The sequence below is a fragment of the Roseateles chitinivorans genome, assembly GCF_050632235.1.
Taxonomy (GTDB): Bacteria; Pseudomonadota; Gammaproteobacteria; order Burkholderiales; family Burkholderiaceae_C; genus Roseateles; species Roseateles chitinivorans_A.
Map to the genome: position 1 here is coordinate 3,533,119 of NZ_CP192584.1, position 15,939 is coordinate 3,549,057.

General features: G+C 65.5%; 15 protein-coding genes. 9 read left to right on the forward strand and 6 right to left on the reverse strand.

The window, feature by feature from the left end; translation table 11 throughout:
* Nucleotides 1–47: 47 nt before the first annotated feature.
* From ACQ859_RS16170 to ACQ859_RS16190, 5 genes are all read right to left on the reverse strand, one after another.
* Nucleotides 48–1,016, reverse strand: coding sequence for a type-F conjugative transfer system secretin TraK (locus tag ACQ859_RS16170; protein ID WP_431261801.1), 969 nt, complete (start codon nucleotides 1,014–1,016; stop codon nucleotides 48–50).
* A 151-nt stretch (nucleotides 1,017–1,167) separates the two neighbouring features.
* Complete coding sequence (traE, locus tag ACQ859_RS16175) at nucleotides 1,168–1,734, reverse strand: type IV conjugative transfer system protein TraE (RefSeq protein ID WP_431261802.1); 567 nt, start codon at nucleotides 1,732–1,734, stop codon at nucleotides 1,168–1,170.
* A gap of 124 nt (nucleotides 1,735–1,858) precedes the next feature.
* A complete protein-coding gene (gene traL / locus ACQ859_RS16180; RefSeq protein WP_431257669.1) occupies nucleotides 1,859–2,158 on the reverse strand; it encodes a type IV conjugative transfer system protein TraL in 300 nt (99 codons plus the stop codon).
* A gap of 58 nt (nucleotides 2,159–2,216) precedes the next feature.
* Nucleotides 2,217–2,696 carry a hypothetical protein gene (locus tag ACQ859_RS16185; RefSeq protein ID WP_431261803.1) on the reverse strand — a complete coding sequence of 160 codons (480 nt, stop codon included), beginning with the start codon at nucleotides 2,694–2,696 and terminating at the stop codon, nucleotides 2,217–2,219.
* A gap of 154 nt (nucleotides 2,697–2,850) precedes the next feature.
* Nucleotides 2,851–3,609, reverse strand: a complete 759-nt coding sequence (locus ACQ859_RS16190) for a lytic transglycosylase domain-containing protein (RefSeq protein WP_431261804.1) — start codon at nucleotides 3,607–3,609, stop codon at nucleotides 2,851–2,853.
* Nucleotides 3,610–4,449: 840 nt separating this feature from the next.
* Between ACQ859_RS16190 and ACQ859_RS16195 the strand changes: the two genes are divergently transcribed.
* Nucleotides 4,450–5,790: an RAD55 family ATPase gene (locus ACQ859_RS16195; RefSeq protein WP_431261805.1), complete on the forward strand. Its 1,341-nt coding sequence runs from the start codon at nucleotides 4,450–4,452 to the stop codon at nucleotides 5,788–5,790.
* A gap of 41 nt (nucleotides 5,791–5,831) precedes the next feature.
* On the forward strand, nucleotides 5,832–6,326 hold the full coding sequence (locus ACQ859_RS16200; RefSeq protein ID WP_431261806.1) for a response regulator: 495 nt from the start codon (nucleotides 5,832–5,834) through the stop codon (nucleotides 6,324–6,326).
* Between the two features lie 231 nt (nucleotides 6,327–6,557).
* Here the strand turns inward: ACQ859_RS16200 and ACQ859_RS16205 are convergent, their stop codons facing one another.
* Nucleotides 6,558–6,893, reverse strand: coding sequence for a hypothetical protein (locus tag ACQ859_RS16205; RefSeq protein ID WP_431261807.1), 336 nt, complete (start codon nucleotides 6,891–6,893; stop codon nucleotides 6,558–6,560).
* Between the two features lie 524 nt (nucleotides 6,894–7,417).
* Between ACQ859_RS16205 and ACQ859_RS16210 the strand changes: the two genes are divergently transcribed.
* The 7 genes from ACQ859_RS16210 (at nucleotide 7,418) to ACQ859_RS16240 (ending at nucleotide 15,894) form a co-directional block, all read left to right on the forward strand.
* On the forward strand, nucleotides 7,418–7,771 hold the full coding sequence (locus ACQ859_RS16210; protein WP_431257663.1) for a cyclophilin-like fold protein: 354 nt from the start codon (nucleotides 7,418–7,420) through the stop codon (nucleotides 7,769–7,771).
* 294 nt (nucleotides 7,772–8,065) lie between these two features.
* Complete coding sequence (locus ACQ859_RS16215; RefSeq protein WP_431257662.1) at nucleotides 8,066–8,290, forward strand: hypothetical protein; 225 nt, start codon at nucleotides 8,066–8,068, stop codon at nucleotides 8,288–8,290.
* A gap of 394 nt (nucleotides 8,291–8,684) precedes the next feature.
* On the forward strand, nucleotides 8,685–9,446 hold the full coding sequence (locus tag ACQ859_RS16220) for an SDR family NAD(P)-dependent oxidoreductase (protein ID WP_431261808.1): 762 nt from the start codon (nucleotides 8,685–8,687) through the stop codon (nucleotides 9,444–9,446).
* Nucleotides 9,446–10,849 carry an NRAMP family divalent metal transporter gene (locus ACQ859_RS16225; RefSeq protein WP_431261809.1) on the forward strand — a complete coding sequence of 468 codons (1,404 nt, stop codon included), beginning with the start codon at nucleotides 9,446–9,448 and terminating at the stop codon, nucleotides 10,847–10,849. The genes ACQ859_RS16220 and ACQ859_RS16225 overlap by 1 nt, the downstream gene beginning before the upstream one ends.
* A gap of 163 nt (nucleotides 10,850–11,012) precedes the next feature.
* Nucleotides 11,013–11,174 (forward strand): DUF1328 domain-containing protein, encoded by a 162-nt coding sequence (locus ACQ859_RS16230; RefSeq protein ID WP_431257659.1) that lies wholly within the window; start codon nucleotides 11,013–11,015, stop codon nucleotides 11,172–11,174.
* A 663-nt stretch (nucleotides 11,175–11,837) separates the two neighbouring features.
* Complete coding sequence (locus ACQ859_RS16235; RefSeq protein ID WP_431261810.1) at nucleotides 11,838–13,982, forward strand: PAS domain-containing hybrid sensor histidine kinase/response regulator; 2,145 nt, start codon at nucleotides 11,838–11,840, stop codon at nucleotides 13,980–13,982.
* A 397-nt stretch (nucleotides 13,983–14,379) separates the two neighbouring features.
* A complete protein-coding gene (locus ACQ859_RS16240; RefSeq protein ID WP_431266572.1) occupies nucleotides 14,380–15,894 on the forward strand; it encodes an ATPase domain-containing protein in 1,515 nt (504 codons plus the stop codon).
* The last annotated feature ends 45 nt before the right edge of the window (nucleotides 15,895–15,939 follow it).

The window sequence follows — 15,939 nt, forward strand, 5'->3', positions numbered from 1 at the left end:
CCCCTCGCGCAACGCGGCCAGTGACCGAGGGGACAACGTCGGGCGCGTCATCGGGCGCCTCCACGGCGGATCACATACACGAGCGTCGACTCACCGGGCTGCAACGCGTGTCGCTCGATGGCCACGCCTGTGACCTCGCCGCCGGCGGAGGCTGCGGGACGGTCGAACTCCTGCTCGGCCAGCACGATCGGCAGATCGTTGACGTTCTGCAGCGAGTACTGCTCGCCGGTCAGGCCACGGCCCTCGTACACGCGAAGCAGCGAGAACTTGACCCCCGTCCAGAGTGGCACGAGACGCGGCGTCTCGTCCACACGCATGTCGGTCGGGATCCGGTCGGAGGCCATCGCCACCAACAACGCTTTCATCGCACGAACATGGCTGGGGGAAGGGCTTGCCGCTTGAGGCATGCCTGAGGTGGTGGGGGTGCTTCTCGTGAAGCGACGCAGGGCCAGCGGCGTCTTGTCCCTGATCAGGACCGTGTCGGCGGGCGTATCCGCGCGTGTCAGGATCAAGGTGTAGGTGGCAGTCGCCGAGGACACGAACAGGTTGATCGGCTTGTCGCTGACGCCTACAGGGCGCACATACACCTCGCCCTTGTCGGGGTCGCACTCCAGCACCACGTCGCCGCCCGGGTTGATTGGGGTGACGGAGCTGACCGGGCTGATCGGGCTGATCGGGCTGCCGGAGCTGAAGGGGGAAATAGGACCGATGGAATTGCCCGGGCCGACACCGACAGGGCCAGCGGTTCCGTTGGGGTCGGAAGGGACGGTCGGGCTGCCTGGAAGGGCGGCGCCGTCGTTGCCAAAGCCGGCCAACGAACGGCCTGACGCCATCGGTCCCGCCGGCGGTGGCGCGCAGCGGGTGGAGAAGATGTTGCCCACCACGTCCGTGATGGCGCCACCCTCGATGCGGATGCGCGTGGGCTCCTTGATCGAGATGACGCCTTGCACGGCGACGCCGTCGATGGCTTCCAACACCTGGAGCGCGTGCGCGTGCAGTGCGAGCGACAGTGCCATCGCGCCGAGCGCCTGTGGGGCGATCGGCCGACGCCGCGACCCGCTGCGGGGCGGCGAGCGCATTGCATGCATGCGGGATCCAAGCTTGTCCCGCGACAGCCGATGCGCGTCGCAGCCGGCCGCTGGCGAGACGCGGCCTGCGATGCTCACGTCACTTGACGGCATACGGCACCTCCTTGAAAGCGGCCACGTGCATGCGCGCGCCGGCGTAGCCGAAATCGATCCGGTAGGCCTTGAGCTCGTTGGCGGTCTCAAACCCGTTGACGAGAGTGCGCAGCCGCCCACGTACCACCAGAGACTGGCCGGCCTCGCTGGCCACCAGTTGCTGCGGCGCGAACGAGGTCGCCGCATTGATGCGCTTGAGGCGCTCGGACTCCACCTCCTGGCGCGTCTTGAGCGCGCCGTGCTGGAGCGGATCCACGTAGCCCAGCAGCAGGTCCTTCTTCCAGTCGATCGAGCTTGGGCTGACGTCCAGCACCAGCCAGGCAATGAAGCTGCCCATTTGCTCGAGCAGCTCGACAGACGCCCTGTCGCGCGTCACCCAGAAGGACTTGTTGATCGACGGCGGCACGACGACGGTTCGTACTGTGCCCAGGAGATTGAAGACGACGATCAACGAGAGCAACAGGCTCGCCGCCAGCGCACCGACCGTGAAACCCAACCCCCGGTTGCGCCGTTGCAGTTCACCGATGTCGCTTTTGAAGCGTTCGAAGTCCATGTGTGCCTCCGATTGGGGCTGAGAGGATCGACTGGGCCCACCTAGCCGACCTTGCCGACTTGAGCGACTTGACCGACTTGACCGCGGCTGGACGACCTGACCAATCCAACCCTACGTGACGGACCTAACCGACCATCCGACGCAGGTGTGATGGCGGCGTCGCGCGCAGCGCAGTGATGGGGTTGGTTGGCAGATGCCAGTACAGCCAGTGGATGGCGAAGGCGGGATGCTTGTCAGCCTTGATGCGCGACATCCAGCGAGCAACGCCTAGGCCGACGCCCACGCAGAGGGCAAACGCCAGCTTGTTGCCTGCCAGGTATCCGGCGAAGAACATGAAAACGACGGGCGCAGCCACGTCGACATCCCAAAAACCGATCTTCCACTGGTCGTCAAGACGCCGCGGGATGTAGGTGTCCGTTTGCATAGGGCCTCCCGGCAGTGGCTGCTGATTGCAGGGGATGATTGGCAACGCCCGCGACGGCTCAGACCACGGCGCCCATGATGGCGCCCGCGATGACGAGCCCCACCGCGGCGAAGATGGCAAGACCCACGTAGAACAGCACTGAGGAGAAGTTGCGCATCGCCGACAACGAGATCAGCGCGACGACGAAGCCCACGAACCCCACCAGCGCCTTGATGCCCGGTCCGAGCGCGGAGATCTGCGTGAGCGCCGAGGTCAACGGGCCGGTGATGCCGCTGAAAGCGACAAGATCCAGGGCATGACTGGGGAAGGTGCTGGCGAGGCCAACGACCGCGATGATGAGCAGCGCATGGAAGGCGACGAGCCTGCGGCTGAGCGGGGCAGGGGCCGCGATCGCTGCCGCTGCTGCTTCAGCTGACTCTGCCGTGGACGGTTCGTGAAGTGCAGTCGAGGTGCTGGACGTCGGCTCAGCGGATGCCGATGACGCCGCAGCGGCAGTAGGTGCTACAGGCGAAACGGTGGTGGAGATGTTGGGGGTCATGTGAGCTCCAGTGATACTGAACAACGGCGCGACTCGGGGCGCCACGCGACCTCGGCGGACACAAGGCAATGGCGCAAGGCAATTGCGCAAGGCAATGGCGCAAGGCAATGGCGCAAGGCAATGGCGCAAGGCAATGGCGCAAGGCAATGACAGTTCAACTCCCGGCAGGGCGAGGTGAGGCCGGGCGGATCGCAGACGCGCCAACTCGGCAAGGCCGTGGACACCCGTCACCGGCCGAAGGCTGGCCGGTCGATGCTTGGGCGGACATCGGCGTTTCACGCAGGTGCCGGTAGACCTTCCAGGCATACCGTGCTCTCGCTCGCGAGCAGGCATCGGGATGCAGCCGCGTGCAGGCCGCGTTGTAGGCGCCCACGGCGTTCCAGCTCATCCCGTGGCGGGATATGGCATCCGCCAGAAGCCATGCGCCGATGTGCAGATTGATGCAGGGGTTCAGCAGAGCTGCCTCATCCACTCCGTAGCGGCGAAGCGTCTTGAGGTGCGAGCTGTTGATCTGCATCAGGCCAATGTCATACGTTCCGGTCCTCACGAAATGGGAACGGTTGATCGCCTGCGCATCAAGGTTCGATTCGACGCGCGCGACTGCGTGAAGCAGTGCGACGGGCACACCATGGCGTTGCGCGGCATCGCGCCAACATGCCGCACCCATCGCTGGCGAGAGCATGAACAGCAGGGCCGAGGCGGTGGTGAGTGCGTGCGCGGTCAGGTTGCTGACACGAGGCGACGCTCGCGTTCCTGACGAGCGAGCAGGCCCGTGCTGGGGCGTCTCCTTCGCATCGGCTTGTGAACAGGCCACGGAGTGCAGAGGATTCGCGTTGGTCGTATCCCCACCGGACGTGCGTTCCGTCTGGGAAGGCGTTGGTCTGGAGCGGCGTGCCGCCGAGGATGCGTACATCTGAACCTCCTTGAGGAAACACTGCACGTTGACGTGGCGCGCAGCGAATTCCTCGAATGCGGTCAGAGTAGGACGGGAGCTCTCACGGGTCGCCCCGGAATCGCGAGATCAGCCCACGCTTTTCGATACCAGGCCGGCGCTGGCGGCGCTGCACACAATTTGCGGGACTTTGGCCCTTGACCTTCGGATCAGCGGGCCCTCGGGAAATCGGGCCATCGGGCCATCGGGCCATCAGGCCATCAGGCCATCGGGCAAGCGGGAAATGGGGAAATTGGGAAATGGGGAAATTGGGAAATGGGGAAATCGGGAGATCCGTTGACGCCCTGAAGGCGCCCTTCGCGGACAGGAGACGCGTCGATATTTGGAGCTGCCCAATCACAGCGCACACGTACCAGGGGAAGATCGGGCACGCTGTAAAACCAGTCGCCCACGCCGGCGATGGTCGCGGCTCAAAGCGGACGATCCGTCAGGCGCACCAGTGAAGCAACGGCGAGGTCACGCCGTGCCCGCGCGATTGGCGGCGGGTCGGGCCTGACTTGTCCGCGCACTCCTTGCCGTCCGGGCGGCGCCCGAAGCCGGTCACACGGCCAGCGCTGTACCCTGCAAGGGGGATCTTCACGCAGGGGCAGCCTGCCCAAGCGCATTCAACGCCGAGCCGGATCGACCTCACGCGCCGCGCCATGGAACGCTTGGCTACGCAAACGAGCGACGCCAGGGGAGTTCGTGGCTCGAATCTGCTTAGAATTTTGACGGTTATGCAGGGGAGTTGAACTTTGATCGCGGTGATGACGCCTCAGGTTCAGGCCGAGCATTCATTTCCTCAGACATCAGGCGCATCACATGAAAAGGTTTCCATCGACCGTTGCCGGGTTGGACGACATCCTGCACGGCGGCTTGTTCGAAGGTGGGGTATACATCCTCGAAGGCCCGCCCGGGGTCGGCAAGACCACGCTGGCCAACCAGATGGCGTACAACCACGCCAGCGCCGGCAACAAGACCCTGTACGTCACGATGCTCTCGGAGTCGCACGCGCGCATGGTGCAGCACATGAGCAACCAGACGTTCTTCCGCAAGACAGCGGTCAACGCCTTCGTGTTCTACATGAGTGGCTACCGCGAACTGGAGAACGAAGGACTCAAGGGGGTGGTCAGTCTGCTGCGCAGCGAGCTGGTGCGAAGCGCGGCAACCCTGCTTGTCGTCGACGGTCTGGTGGTGAGCGCGCCGGGCATCGACGAAGGCGTGCGCCAGTTCGTGCACGAACTCCAGAGCCTGGTCACCGCCATGAACTGCACGTGCCTGGTGCTGACCACGGGCCGGGGCAACGCGCTCAGTGCGGAACAGACGATGGTGGACGGCATCTTCTCGTTCGAGGACCAACTCTTCAAGGGCAGGGCGGAGCGCCTCGTGCAGGTCCGCAAATTCCGTGGGAGCGAGGTGGTGCGGGGTCAGCACTCGTTTTGCATCACCGACGAAGGACTGCGGTTCTTCCCCCGTTTGGAGAACCTGCCCCTCCCGAAGGGCGAACGCGCGGTGCCGCAAGCGGTGGTGCTGGGCATCCCGGAGGTCGACGCGGTCCTGGGGGAATCCGGTGTCTGGGCTGGAAGCATGTCGCTGGTGGTCGGCGACAGCGGCGCGGGCAAGACGCTCATGGGATACCGCTTCGCGGCAGGGTCCACGCCGGACCAGCCGGGACTGCTGCTGATCGGCGCGCCCGAGACCAAGCCCGGCGCCTGTCGCCTCGCGGCGCGGTTCGACATCGGGCTGGAAACCGCTGTGGACAGCGGCGCCCTTCGTATCGAAACGCTTGGCCAGGTGGACGAGTCGCTCGACGAGATGGGCCACAAGATCTTGCGACTGCTCGACGAGGGCAAAGTCCGACGACTGGTGCTGGATGGGGTCGCTGCCCTGGCCGACACCCGCGCGTTTCAGGACCGGGGCTATCGATTCCTTGGCCGGCTCTTGATCGAACTTCGTCAGCGTGCCGTCACGGCGTTGTTCACCTTGGACCCGGCCGAAATCAGCGTGGCAAGCGGCACACCAATTGCCCCAGGGTTGGCGGCCTTGTTCGATAACGTGCTCGCCCTGGAGGCGCCCCGGCAACCCGGGGCGTCGCGCCAGCTGGCCGTTCGCAAGATGAGGGGGCATCGTGTCGGAGCGACCGTCATCTCGCTGCGAGATTGATCGCCTCGACGGCTGGGTATAACGGCAGAGGACCACCTCGAATGAAGCTCATTCTGATTGTGGAAGACGAGTACGGCGCCGCAGAGATCCTGCAGCTGATCCTTGAAGCGCATGGCTACCGCGTCACCTCGGTCTCCAACGGTCGGGCGGCGATGGAGATGCTGGGAGGCGAGCGCCCGGCGGTGATCGTGAGCGACTTCATGATGCCTCACATGACGGGGGGCGAGTTCGGCACGTTGATCCGTCAGACGCCGCATTGGGCGGACATCCCCTTCATGTTCATCAGTGGCACGAACGAGGAAGTCGTTCAGAAGTCTTTCGGCGACTACGATGGCTTCCTGTCCAAGCCTTTCGACATCGATGTGATGCTCGCGATGGTGGCCGATCTCGCCGCGGGGGGCGTAAGCAACGGGTGCGCAGCCGCGACGTTGACGAATCCATGCGGCACCTTCTCAAAGGCATCGAAGTGCCGCGCAGTGAATGAGAGGCGCCGCCACCGCGCCCCTCCTTGGCCGTTGAAGCGCAGATTCGCTTGAACAAGGGGCGGCAGGAGGCTGCCGGTTGAAGACCTGTGCAGGGTCGCGATCGCGGCGATGGTTCCCGGTTGCTTCAGTGCCTTGTACCTCGAGGACATCTCCAACGTGGGTTTCGTGTTGAGCAGGCTCGGACGGCGGCTGCTGCGACGTGGCCCAGACATCCGGCGGCGCCGCACTGTGGTGCGGCCACTTCAGCGGTCGGTGGGCGGTCGCCGCAGCCTTCGCCACGCCCTACTGTTCAGCCGAGCCCAAAGGGGCGCCGTTCTTGCGTTGTTCGCCGTTCGGGCGTTCCCCTTCCTCCTTCTGCAGATCCTTCACCAGTTGTCGGTCAGGGTCGTTCGGTGGCTTCGGTGCCTCGTGGCCGGCCTGATTCCGCAGATCCTCTGAACCAGGCTGGATTGGCCGCACGCGCCCGTCTTCGAGGTCTTTCTGGTCCACGAGCCCGCGAAGGTCATGCTGATCGGCCGTACGCGGGCTTCCCGACTGTCGGCTCGGCTGTGAATCACTTTGCTGTTTCAAGCTGTCGCGGCCTTGCGACCTCTGACTCGCGCTGGGTTTATCCATCATGGCGTACTCCTTGAAAACGCATTGGCAACTGCCAACGGGTGAATCCCAGCAAGGCAGATGCCAACCGCGGCGACAGCAGCGCGCGCCGTGAACAGTCGATGGGCGGCGTCGGCCAGCCGGCGCCGCGTCGACGTTAGCGTCGACGTTAGCATCGAGGCCGGCATGCCGAACCGGGACGAGCTGACTGGATCCCGAGAGCGCTAATGAGGGGCAGCGGGCGGATCCAGGAGGCAGGTGAGCCACGTCGCTCATCGTATGCAGCCGAGCCCCAAGGCGGAATGCCCGCCGAGAGTCTGCCGGCGCCTCGCGACTGCAACTGCAACTGCAACTGCGGCTGCGGCTGCGGCTGCGGCTGCGGCTGCGGCTGCCAGGAAGAATCGAGAGACGGGTTGCGTCGACCGGAACGGGGGACAGCCACGCGGTACCTCCACCCGGAGGGGCGCTGACGCGCATGATGGCGTCCCGGCCACCGCGGTGGGGATCATCGAATCCGCGCCATAGGCGGCATGGGCCAAGAGTCGCGCATGAAAATACAACTACAACGACGTGGTATCCGTATCGAGGTGATCCTGGACGCGAACCGCGCCACGCTGGAGCTCTGGCCTCAACTGCCGATGACGGTCCGCCTGGAGGACTATCAGGCCACCGAAAAAATTGCGTACCTTCCGCGACGGTTGTTGGCTGCCTCGGGACTGCCTGGCATGACGCCGGTACCGGGAGATGTTGCCTACTACGCTCCCTGGGGCAACATTGCGTTGTTCTATCGAGGGGCGCAGCATGCCAGCGGACTCATCCGGTTGGGTCGACTCGTCGGCGATGCGACTGCGCTGGAGTCGATCACCGAAGGCGACGTCCGCATAGAGCGGATCGGCGCATGAACCGACATGATGGACGCTCAGGGGCGCCGGGTTGAGTTTCCCGCCGTGCATCCCACCCGCTCCAGGCGGCCCTATTCATGCTCGATGTCGTTTGGCCTGTGAGGTGTTCAGAATCGTCTCGCCAGCGGCGACACATGGCCGCCTTGGTCGCCTTGGCCGCCTTGGCCGCCTTGGCGGGCGCGGAGGTTGCCTCACTGATTCTGGCGCTCACAGGTTTGGAGGTCCCTTGCCAACATGCCTTGCGCGCATCCAACCTTGGCCGTAGCAGGATCTCTCCCACTGAGGTGTACCGTCATGCTCATCGATCACATCTACAAGCTGACGGAGATCGGCTCCGAACAGCGCTTTGCATTTCGAGACCATCAAGACGTGGTGGAAACGCTGGAGCGCTTCTCCCGCGAACTCGAGCGCCTGGACGAACTCGCCGAGCAAGGGATGGTGGAAGTCACCGCTCAACATTCGGACGAAGAGTCCGGCGAGCGCTACGTGGACGCGGTGCGCTTCAGGCGTCTGAAGTGACGCTGCGTTTCGGAAACGAACCTTCAACGGTGGCGCGCGATCGATCTCATCGGGCATGAACAAGATGCTGCAGCGCTGCTCGCGCAGAAACGAAGTGTCAGACAGCTCGGGGCGTCGCCGTTAAGGGAAGCGCTTGCCAGCAACTTGCACCCGATGGCGTTCGCTGCGGCCACAGTTTCTGAACTGACGCAAACAGCACGAGCAGTGGCTCGAACGGCCGTCGAATTTTTCGACGCTGACTGGCAGGTGAGAAAAGTCGGCGTTGCCGGGTGAGAGGTGGCCGCTGGTGAAAGGGAGTGGTGGTCGACGGTCGGGCCCTCACCGCCGGTTTTGCTCTGCCGCCGATGGCAGGCATTCGTCTTGCCGTCGTCCACTCATCGCACAGGAGACCCGCATGGAACGATTCAGGGGAAAAACCGTCATCGTCACGGGCGCCTCGTCCGGCATCGGGCGCGGCATTGCCGAGCGCTTCTCGCATGAAGGCGCCAACGTCGTGATCTGCGCGCGGCGTGAGGACAAGCTCCAGCAATTCGCCCGGCAGCTGCCGCAGAACCGTACTCTGGCGCTGGCGGCCGACGTCTCGAAGTACGCGGACGTCGCGTCGCTGGTCGCCGCGGCGGTGAAGCGCTTCGGTGGGCTGGACGTGATCGTCAACAACGCGGGGATCGGAACGGAAGGCGACGCGCTGACGGTCTCGCTGGACGACTGGAACGAAACCCTCGCGATCAATCTCAGCGGCGTATTCCACGGCTGCCGCGCGGCGATGCCCGAGCTGCTCAAGCGCAAGGGCTGCATCGTCAACACCGCGTCGGTCTCGGGCCTTTCCGGAGACTGGGGCATGTGCGCCTACAACGCGGCCAAGGGCGGCGTCGTGAACCTCACGCGCTCGCTCGCGCTGGACTTCGGCGGCAAGGGCGTGCGGGTGAATGCGGTCGCACCGTCGCTCACACGCACCGGCATGACCGAGGAGATGCTGGAGGACCAGGACCTCGTCGCACGCTTCATGGAACGGATGCCGCTGGGCCGGCCGGCGGAACCTGCCGACATCGCTGCGGTCGTGGCCTTCCTGGCCAGCGACGATGCGCGCTTCGTCAACGGCGTGAACCTGCCGGTCGACGGCGGCGTGATGGCCTCCAACGGTCAGCCGAAAATGTGATGGTGGCCGTGCCCGACGCGGTCCCGCCGGCCGACGAGCCGTCTACCCACGAGCCGCCTACCCACGAGCCGCCTACCCACGAGGCGACTTCCGATACGACGCCGTCGGAACCGACGGCCTCGGCCTCCGGCCGCGCGCCATGGTGGAGCAAGCTCGGCCCTGGCCTGATCACCGGTGCCGCGGACGACGATCCGAGCGGCATTGCGACCTACTCGCAGGCCGGCGCGCAGTACGGCTATGCGGTCGGCTGGACCATCCTCGTGACTTTCCCGCTGATGGTCGGCATCCAGCTCGCCAGCGCGCGCATCGGTCGCATCACCGGCAAGGGCCTGACCGAGAACTTCTCCAAGCTCTGCCCGCGCTGGCTGGTGGTCGCACTCGTCTCGCTGCTGGTCGTCGCCAACGTCATCAACCTGGGTGCCGATCTCAGCGCAATGGGCGACGCGATGCACCTCGCCGTGGGCGGGTCACCGGGCGCGTTCGTGGTGGTCATGGCGCTGCTCTCGCTGCTGCTGCAGATCTGGCTGCCCTACGCCCGTTACGTGATGCTGCTGAAGTGGCTCACGCTCACGCTGCTGGCCTACGTCGGCGTCGGTTTCGCGGCGCAGGCGGACTGGGTGCTCGCGCTGAAGTCGCTGGTGATGCCCACCATGCACTGGGACCGCGACTACACGACCACCGTCGTCGCCATCCTCGGCACGACGATCAGTCCCTACCTCTTCTTCTGGCAGGCCAGCCAGGAGGCCGAGGAGATCCGCCGCATCGATGCGGACCGTCCGCTCGCCGTCGCGCCCGAGCAGGCGACGGCACAGTTCCGCCGCCTGCGCACGGACACGCTGGTCGGCATGGGCTTCTCCAACACGATCGCGTTCTTCATGATCGTCGCGACCGCCGCGGCGCTGCATGCCCACGGCGTGCGCGACATTGAGACCACCGCGCAGGCCGCGCAGGCGCTCAAGCCGGTCGCGGGGAACTTCGCGTTCGTGCTCTTCGCCGCCGGCATCGTGGGCACGGGCTTCCTCGCGCTACCGGTGCTCGCGGGATCGGCGGCCTATGCCGTCGCCACGCTCGCCGGCGTGCGGCGCGGGCTCGACCGCCCCGCGCATTCCGCGAAGGTCTTCTACGCGATCCTCAGCGGGGCGATGCTGATCGGCCTGGCGATCAGCCTGTCGGGATTCAATCCGATCAAGGCCCTGGTGTGGTCGGCGGTCGTGAACGCCGTGATCTCCGTGCCCATCATGATCGCGGTGATGGTGGCGGCGTCGCACCGCAAGATCGTCGGCGAGCTGCGCCTGCCGCCGCTGTGGCGCGTGATGGGCTGGCTGGCCACCGCGGCGATGGCCGCGGCCACGATCGCGATGATCGTGCTGCAGGCTTCCAGCACGTTCTGGGGCGATCGCTAGATGGGCTCTGCGCCGGGGGTGCCGGGCGTCGGTCCTGACCGTTTGTAGAGACCTGTCGGATCGCGCTCTGGCTTACTCCAGCGAAGCTGCCGGGCGCACGTCTTGCCGAGTGAAAGTCTTCCATATCCTGCGAAGTTGTCGCGGATACATTCAAGGAGATCTCATGCTTCATTACGCCGTCGTGTTTCTTGTCATCGCGCTTGTCGCCGCAGTGTTCGGCTTCGGCGGAATTGCCGCAGGGGCGGCAGGGATTGCGAAGATTCTTTTCTTCATCTTCCTTGCGGTGGCCGTGGTGACGTTCGTGATGAACGCAATGCGCAAGTAGAGGGCGCAGCGGATGGCGCGACGCCTGGCGGTCGCGCGCATCTCGACTCGGACGGGCGGTTCGCGCTACCCGCGCAAAGACACAACGGTGTCTATGCAACGAAGTTCGACCGGCAGCGCTAGGAGCGGGCGCGCCCGTGGATCGCAGACGGATCTCATCCGTCTTGCACTTTTCACAGGCCGGTGGCGCTGACGATGCGTACAAGGTCTGGGCGTCTCCCGGATAGGTACGGCGCCACCATAGGGGGTGAGCGCACGACGATCGCGCCGTCAGGGCGGAATGAGAGCCGCATGGCGACCGTCGCGCGTTCATATCGCGTGCGGCGCTGTTGTTCGGTTTGGGGCAGCATCCCGGATCGTCAGGGCACATCGAGCCGACGATGGCTTGTCTGCCCGTTGGAGACGAGGCAACAAGGCAAAAAGGCAGCTGGGCAACAGGGCAACAGCGCGACGGGCGGGCGCGACAGGCTGCGACGGCGATCGCCGTCATTCATCTCACGGCGCACCCTCGGTAGTAGAGCAGTGCGTTGAGGCTATGCTATCTCGGCGATAAAGGATGCGTCAGGGGCGGGGCGGGCGCACGGCCGCCGTCCCGCCGCCTACCGATCCGGGGCGGATCAGCCCCGCACGACAGCAGAGGGGTTCGATGGAACAATCGCCCGCAATGGACGCAGCCGATCCCCAGTGGTACCAGCAGCTCTTCGAGGCCAACCCGGTGCCGATGTGGATCTACGATCTGCAAACCCTCGCGTTTCTGGACGTCAACGAGGTCGCTTGCAAGAAATACGGTTACTCGCGGGATGAATTTCTGGCGATGACCATCCGCGACATCCGTCCGCCGGAAGACATCGGCGCCGTGGAGCAGTCCGTTCGGCTGACGCCGGCCCAGGTCTTCAGCAGCGGTGTGTGGCGTCATCGGCTACGCGATGGGCGGTTGATCTTCGTCGAGATCACGTCGCATGAGCTGATGTACCGCGGACGGGCGGCTCGCTTCGTTGCTCCGCTGGATGTGACATCGCGCGTTCAGGCCGAGGCCGCGTTGCGTGAGCGCGAAGCTGCGCTGGCGCACGCCCAGAAACTGGCCCGGCTAGCCCACGTCGTGGCACTCCCTGACGGCACCTTCCAAAGTTGGTCCGACACCCTCCCGGTGTTGGCCGGCTGTTCCACAGACAGCTTGCCGCTCAGCCATGACGCGTGGATCGCCCGCCTGGTGCACGAGAAGGACCAAGGCGAGGTGCGCCGAGCCATCACACAGGCGCTGAGCAGCGGGACAAAGACAGAGATCGAATATCGCCTGGTCCAACCGGCCGGTGCGGTGGTGTACGTGGCCCACGTGCTGGAGCCGATCGCCCAAGACGCTGCGGTGGGCGGCTCTTTGTGGTTCAGCACGTTGAAGGACGTGACGGTGCACAAGACCGCGGAGGCCTCGGTGCGCAGTGTCAATGAAGCCTTGGAGCAGCGCGTGGCCCTGCGCACGCGGCAGCTGGAGATGAGCAACCTGGAGCTCGCGGCTGCGGTGAAGGCGGCGCAGCGGGCCAATGAGGCCAAGAGTGAATTTCTGACTCGCATGAGTCACGAGCTGCGAACGCCACTGAATGCGGTCATCGGCTTCGCCCAGCTGCTCGCTCAGCCAGGTCACCAGTTCCCAGCGGAGCGCCAGGCCGCGTTCAACGGGCACATCCTGCAAGCCGGCCAACACTTGCTGACGCTGGTGGGCGAGTTGATGAACCTGGCTCGGATAGAGGCCGGGAAGATTGAACTGCACCTGGAACCGCTGGCGCTGGACCGGTTGCTTGCAGAGTGCGCCGCGATCATCGAGCCCTCGGCCAGCGCCCGTTCGCTGAAGAGCCGCTTCTCCTCAGCGCCCGACGTGACCGTCGTCGCGGACCGCACGCGGCTCAAGCAGGTCCTGCTCAATCTGCTGTCCAACGCGGTCAAGTACAACCGGGCGCAGGGCGAGCTGACGCTCACCGTGAGGCAGACGAACAGTGGCCACGTGCGGATCGAGGTGGTCGACGGCGGCGCGGGGCTGTCCGCGGAGCAACTCGAACACCTGTTCGAGGCCTTCAACCGGCTGGGTCGCTCCCAGCATGGTGAAGGCGGTACGGAGGGCACCGGTCTGGGGCTTGTCGTGACCAAACATCTGGTGGAACTCATGGGCGGGCGCATGGGTGTGTCGAGCACTCCTGACGTGGGCAGCTGCTTCTGGGTTGAACTGGTGGCCGCCGGTCCAGGCCAAGCGTGGGCGCGGGAAGTCGGCGTGGACGTGGAGGCGGAGGCGGAGGTGGGGGCGGAGGTGGAGGTGGAGGTGGAGGTGGAGGTGGAACGGGCGACGAGGCACCAATCACCGTCGACCGATCGGCCCCGTCACACGGTGCTCCTTGTCGAGGACGATCTCCGGAGCCAGGAACTCGTGCGGGCTCAGCTGTCCCATCGTCGTGACCTGCACCTGATCACGGCCACCAACGGCCGCGAAGGGGTGGCCCTGGCCATTGCGCATCAACCCTCGGTCATTCTCATGGACAACCACATGCCGGAGCTGACGGGACGGCAGGCGTTCGAACTGCTCGCACAGGCACCGCGGACTGCCGCCATCCCGGTGATCGCCATCAGCGCGGGAGGCGACACTGGCCTTGTCGACCAACCGCCGCTGCCTTGGTTCCGACGCGTGGCCAAGCCGTTTCACGAGGGCGAGCTCGCGCACGCTATTGATGCCGCGATCGATGCCGCGATCGATGCCGCGATCGATGCCGCGATCGAGGCCGGTGTCGGTGGGGGCAGCGACGCAGCGATCGGTGGGGACCACTGATGCTAATGGGTTGGCGTGGTGCGACGGCCCCGTCAGCGGAAAACCCGCCGGTGCCGCTCTGCAGCTCGCCGAGCAGGCGCCTCAGGGCCTCCAACCGGCCGACAATGATCCTGCTGAGGGCTTCCGGCCCGTTCGTGGGGAGTTTCCAGAGCGGCTCGATGCCGCACAACGTCCGCAGCATGGTGGCTGGAACGCCTAGCGGCTGCCGCGAAGCGTCGCCGGTCTGCCCGAGATGCGCGGGCCGCGTGGGCCTCTCGAAGACGGCTTAGTCGCCGAGCTGGGAGCGCTCGGCGTGGGGCGGTCAGTGACCCGTGTGCTTTTCCAGTCGAGCTTCCACCGTTCTCGGCCGAGAGGGCGGGTTATCCTGCGCTGGAGTGGCACACCTACAGGCACGCGCATGAGCACAGAAGTCGTGACTTCGAAACGGGTCGAGAGCGGAATTCCAGGACTGGACGCGGTCCTGCGAGGGGGCTTGCCGGCCTCGCGCTTTTATCTGCTCGAAGGGCCGCCGGGTACGGGCAAGACGACCGTCTCCCTGCAGTTCCTGCGACACGCCGCGACGCTCGGCGAGAAGGTGCTGTACGTCACGCTGTCCGAGACCGCGGAGGAGCTGTCCGATGTGGCGGCGTCGCACGGCTGGGATCTGGACGGCATCAGCCTTTTCGAGTTCTCCGAGGTCGACACCGTTTTTTCGCCCGACCACCAGCAAACGCTGCTGCATCCCTGGGAACTCGAGCTCGGCGAGACCATCAAGCGCATCACGGACCGCATCGATGACTTGCAGCCGACCCGCGTGGTGTTCGACAGCCTGTCGGAGCTGCGGCTGCTGGCGCAGGACTCCCTTCGCTATCGGCGCCAAGTGCTGGCGCTCAAGCAGTACTTCGCCACGCGGCAGGTCACCGTGCTGCTCACTGACGACCTGACCGGCAACGAGGGTCAAAGCGACGCCCATTTGCATAGCCTGTGCCACGGGGTGATCTCGCTGGAGCGGCTGACGCTGGATTTCGGTGGCGCGCGGCGCCGCCTGCAGGTGCGCAAGCTTCGCGGGGTGGACTACGTGGCCGGGTTCCACGATTTCGTGGTGCTCACGGGCGGCGCTCAAGTGTTTCCCAGGCTGATCGCGTCGGACCACGCCCAGCTCTTCACGGGTGAGGCGGTGAGCAGCGGCCTCCAAGAGCTGGACGCGATGATGGACGGCGGACCGCTGCGCGGGACCTCCACGCTCTTCATGGGGCCTGCCGGCAGTGGCAAGACCAACCTCGCGCTGCAGTTCGTCCACGCCGCGTGCGAACGCGGCGAGCCCGTGGCGATGTACGAATTCGACGAACGCATCGGCACCCTGCTGCGACGGGCCGAACTGCTCGGACTGCCGCTTCGCCGCCACATCGATGCGGGTCTGCTGGAGCTTCATCAGGTCGACCCCGCGCAGATCTCACCCGGACAGTTCGACGCCATGGTGGTGGCGCAGGTGGAACGGCGCCGCGCCCGCATGATCGTCGTCGACAGCCTCACCGGGTACATGGCGGCGATGCCCCAGGAGCAGCAGCTCATTCTTCAGCTGCATGAACTGCTCGCGTACCTGAACCAGCAAGGGGTGACCACGTTGCTGCTCAACGCGCAACAAAGCCTGGTCGGCACCATGTCCACCTCCAACCTCAACGTGAGCTACGTGGCCGATGCCGTGTTGCTGCTGCGATTCTTCGAGCATCGCGGTCGGATCCGCAAAGCGCTCTCCATCATCAAGAACCGCGGTGGCGCGCATGAGGAATCGATCCGCGAGCTGCGCATCGACAAGCAGGGGATACGAATTGGCGAGGTCCTCGACGCGTTCCATGGCGTGCTCACAGGCGTGCCCACCTTCGAAGGGCAGGCCGAGCAGCTGATGGAGGATCGTGGTGACTTCGCCCCCTGACGGTTTGCCCCTTGTCAGCGGCGCCCGTGGCGCCTCGGCCGGGCA

Bases quoted from the DNA above. Each gene is read 5' to 3' on its own strand.
- ACQ859_RS16190 (WP_431261804.1), bottom strand. From the start codon at position 3,609: ATGTACGCATCCTCGGCGGCACGCCGCTCCAGACCAACGCCTTCCCAG.
- ACQ859_RS16240 (WP_431266572.1), top strand. From the start codon at position 14,380: ATGAGCACAGAAGTCGTGACTTCGAAACGGGTCGAGAGCGGAATTCCA.
- traE (WP_431261802.1), bottom strand. From the start codon at position 1,734: ATGGACTTCGAACGCTTCAAAAGCGACATCGGTGAACTGCAACGGCGC.
- ACQ859_RS16170 (WP_431261801.1), bottom strand. From the start codon at position 1,016: ATGGCACTGTCGCTCGCACTGCACGCGCACGCGCTCCAGGTGTTGGAA.
- ACQ859_RS16205 (WP_431261807.1), bottom strand. From the start codon at position 6,893: ATGATGGATAAACCCAGCGCGAGTCAGAGGTCGCAAGGCCGCGACAGC.
- ACQ859_RS16200 (WP_431261806.1), top strand. From the start codon at position 5,832: ATGAAGCTCATTCTGATTGTGGAAGACGAGTACGGCGCCGCAGAGATC.
- ACQ859_RS16210 (WP_431257663.1), top strand. From the start codon at position 7,418: ATGAAAATACAACTACAACGACGTGGTATCCGTATCGAGGTGATCCTG.
- ACQ859_RS16220 (WP_431261808.1), top strand. From the start codon at position 8,685: ATGGAACGATTCAGGGGAAAAACCGTCATCGTCACGGGCGCCTCGTCC.
- ACQ859_RS16195 (WP_431261805.1), top strand. From the start codon at position 4,450: ATGAAAAGGTTTCCATCGACCGTTGCCGGGTTGGACGACATCCTGCAC.
- ACQ859_RS16185 (WP_431261803.1), bottom strand. From the start codon at position 2,696: ATGACCCCCAACATCTCCACCACCGTTTCGCCTGTAGCACCTACTGCC.
- ACQ859_RS16235 (WP_431261810.1), top strand. From the start codon at position 11,838: ATGGACGCAGCCGATCCCCAGTGGTACCAGCAGCTCTTCGAGGCCAAC.
- ACQ859_RS16215 (WP_431257662.1), top strand. From the start codon at position 8,066: ATGCTCATCGATCACATCTACAAGCTGACGGAGATCGGCTCCGAACAG.
- ACQ859_RS16225 (WP_431261809.1), top strand. From the start codon at position 9,446: ATGGTGGCCGTGCCCGACGCGGTCCCGCCGGCCGACGAGCCGTCTACC.
- ACQ859_RS16230 (WP_431257659.1), top strand. From the start codon at position 11,013: ATGCTTCATTACGCCGTCGTGTTTCTTGTCATCGCGCTTGTCGCCGCA.
- traL (WP_431257669.1), bottom strand. From the start codon at position 2,158: ATGCAAACGGACACCTACATCCCGCGGCGTCTTGACGACCAGTGGAAG.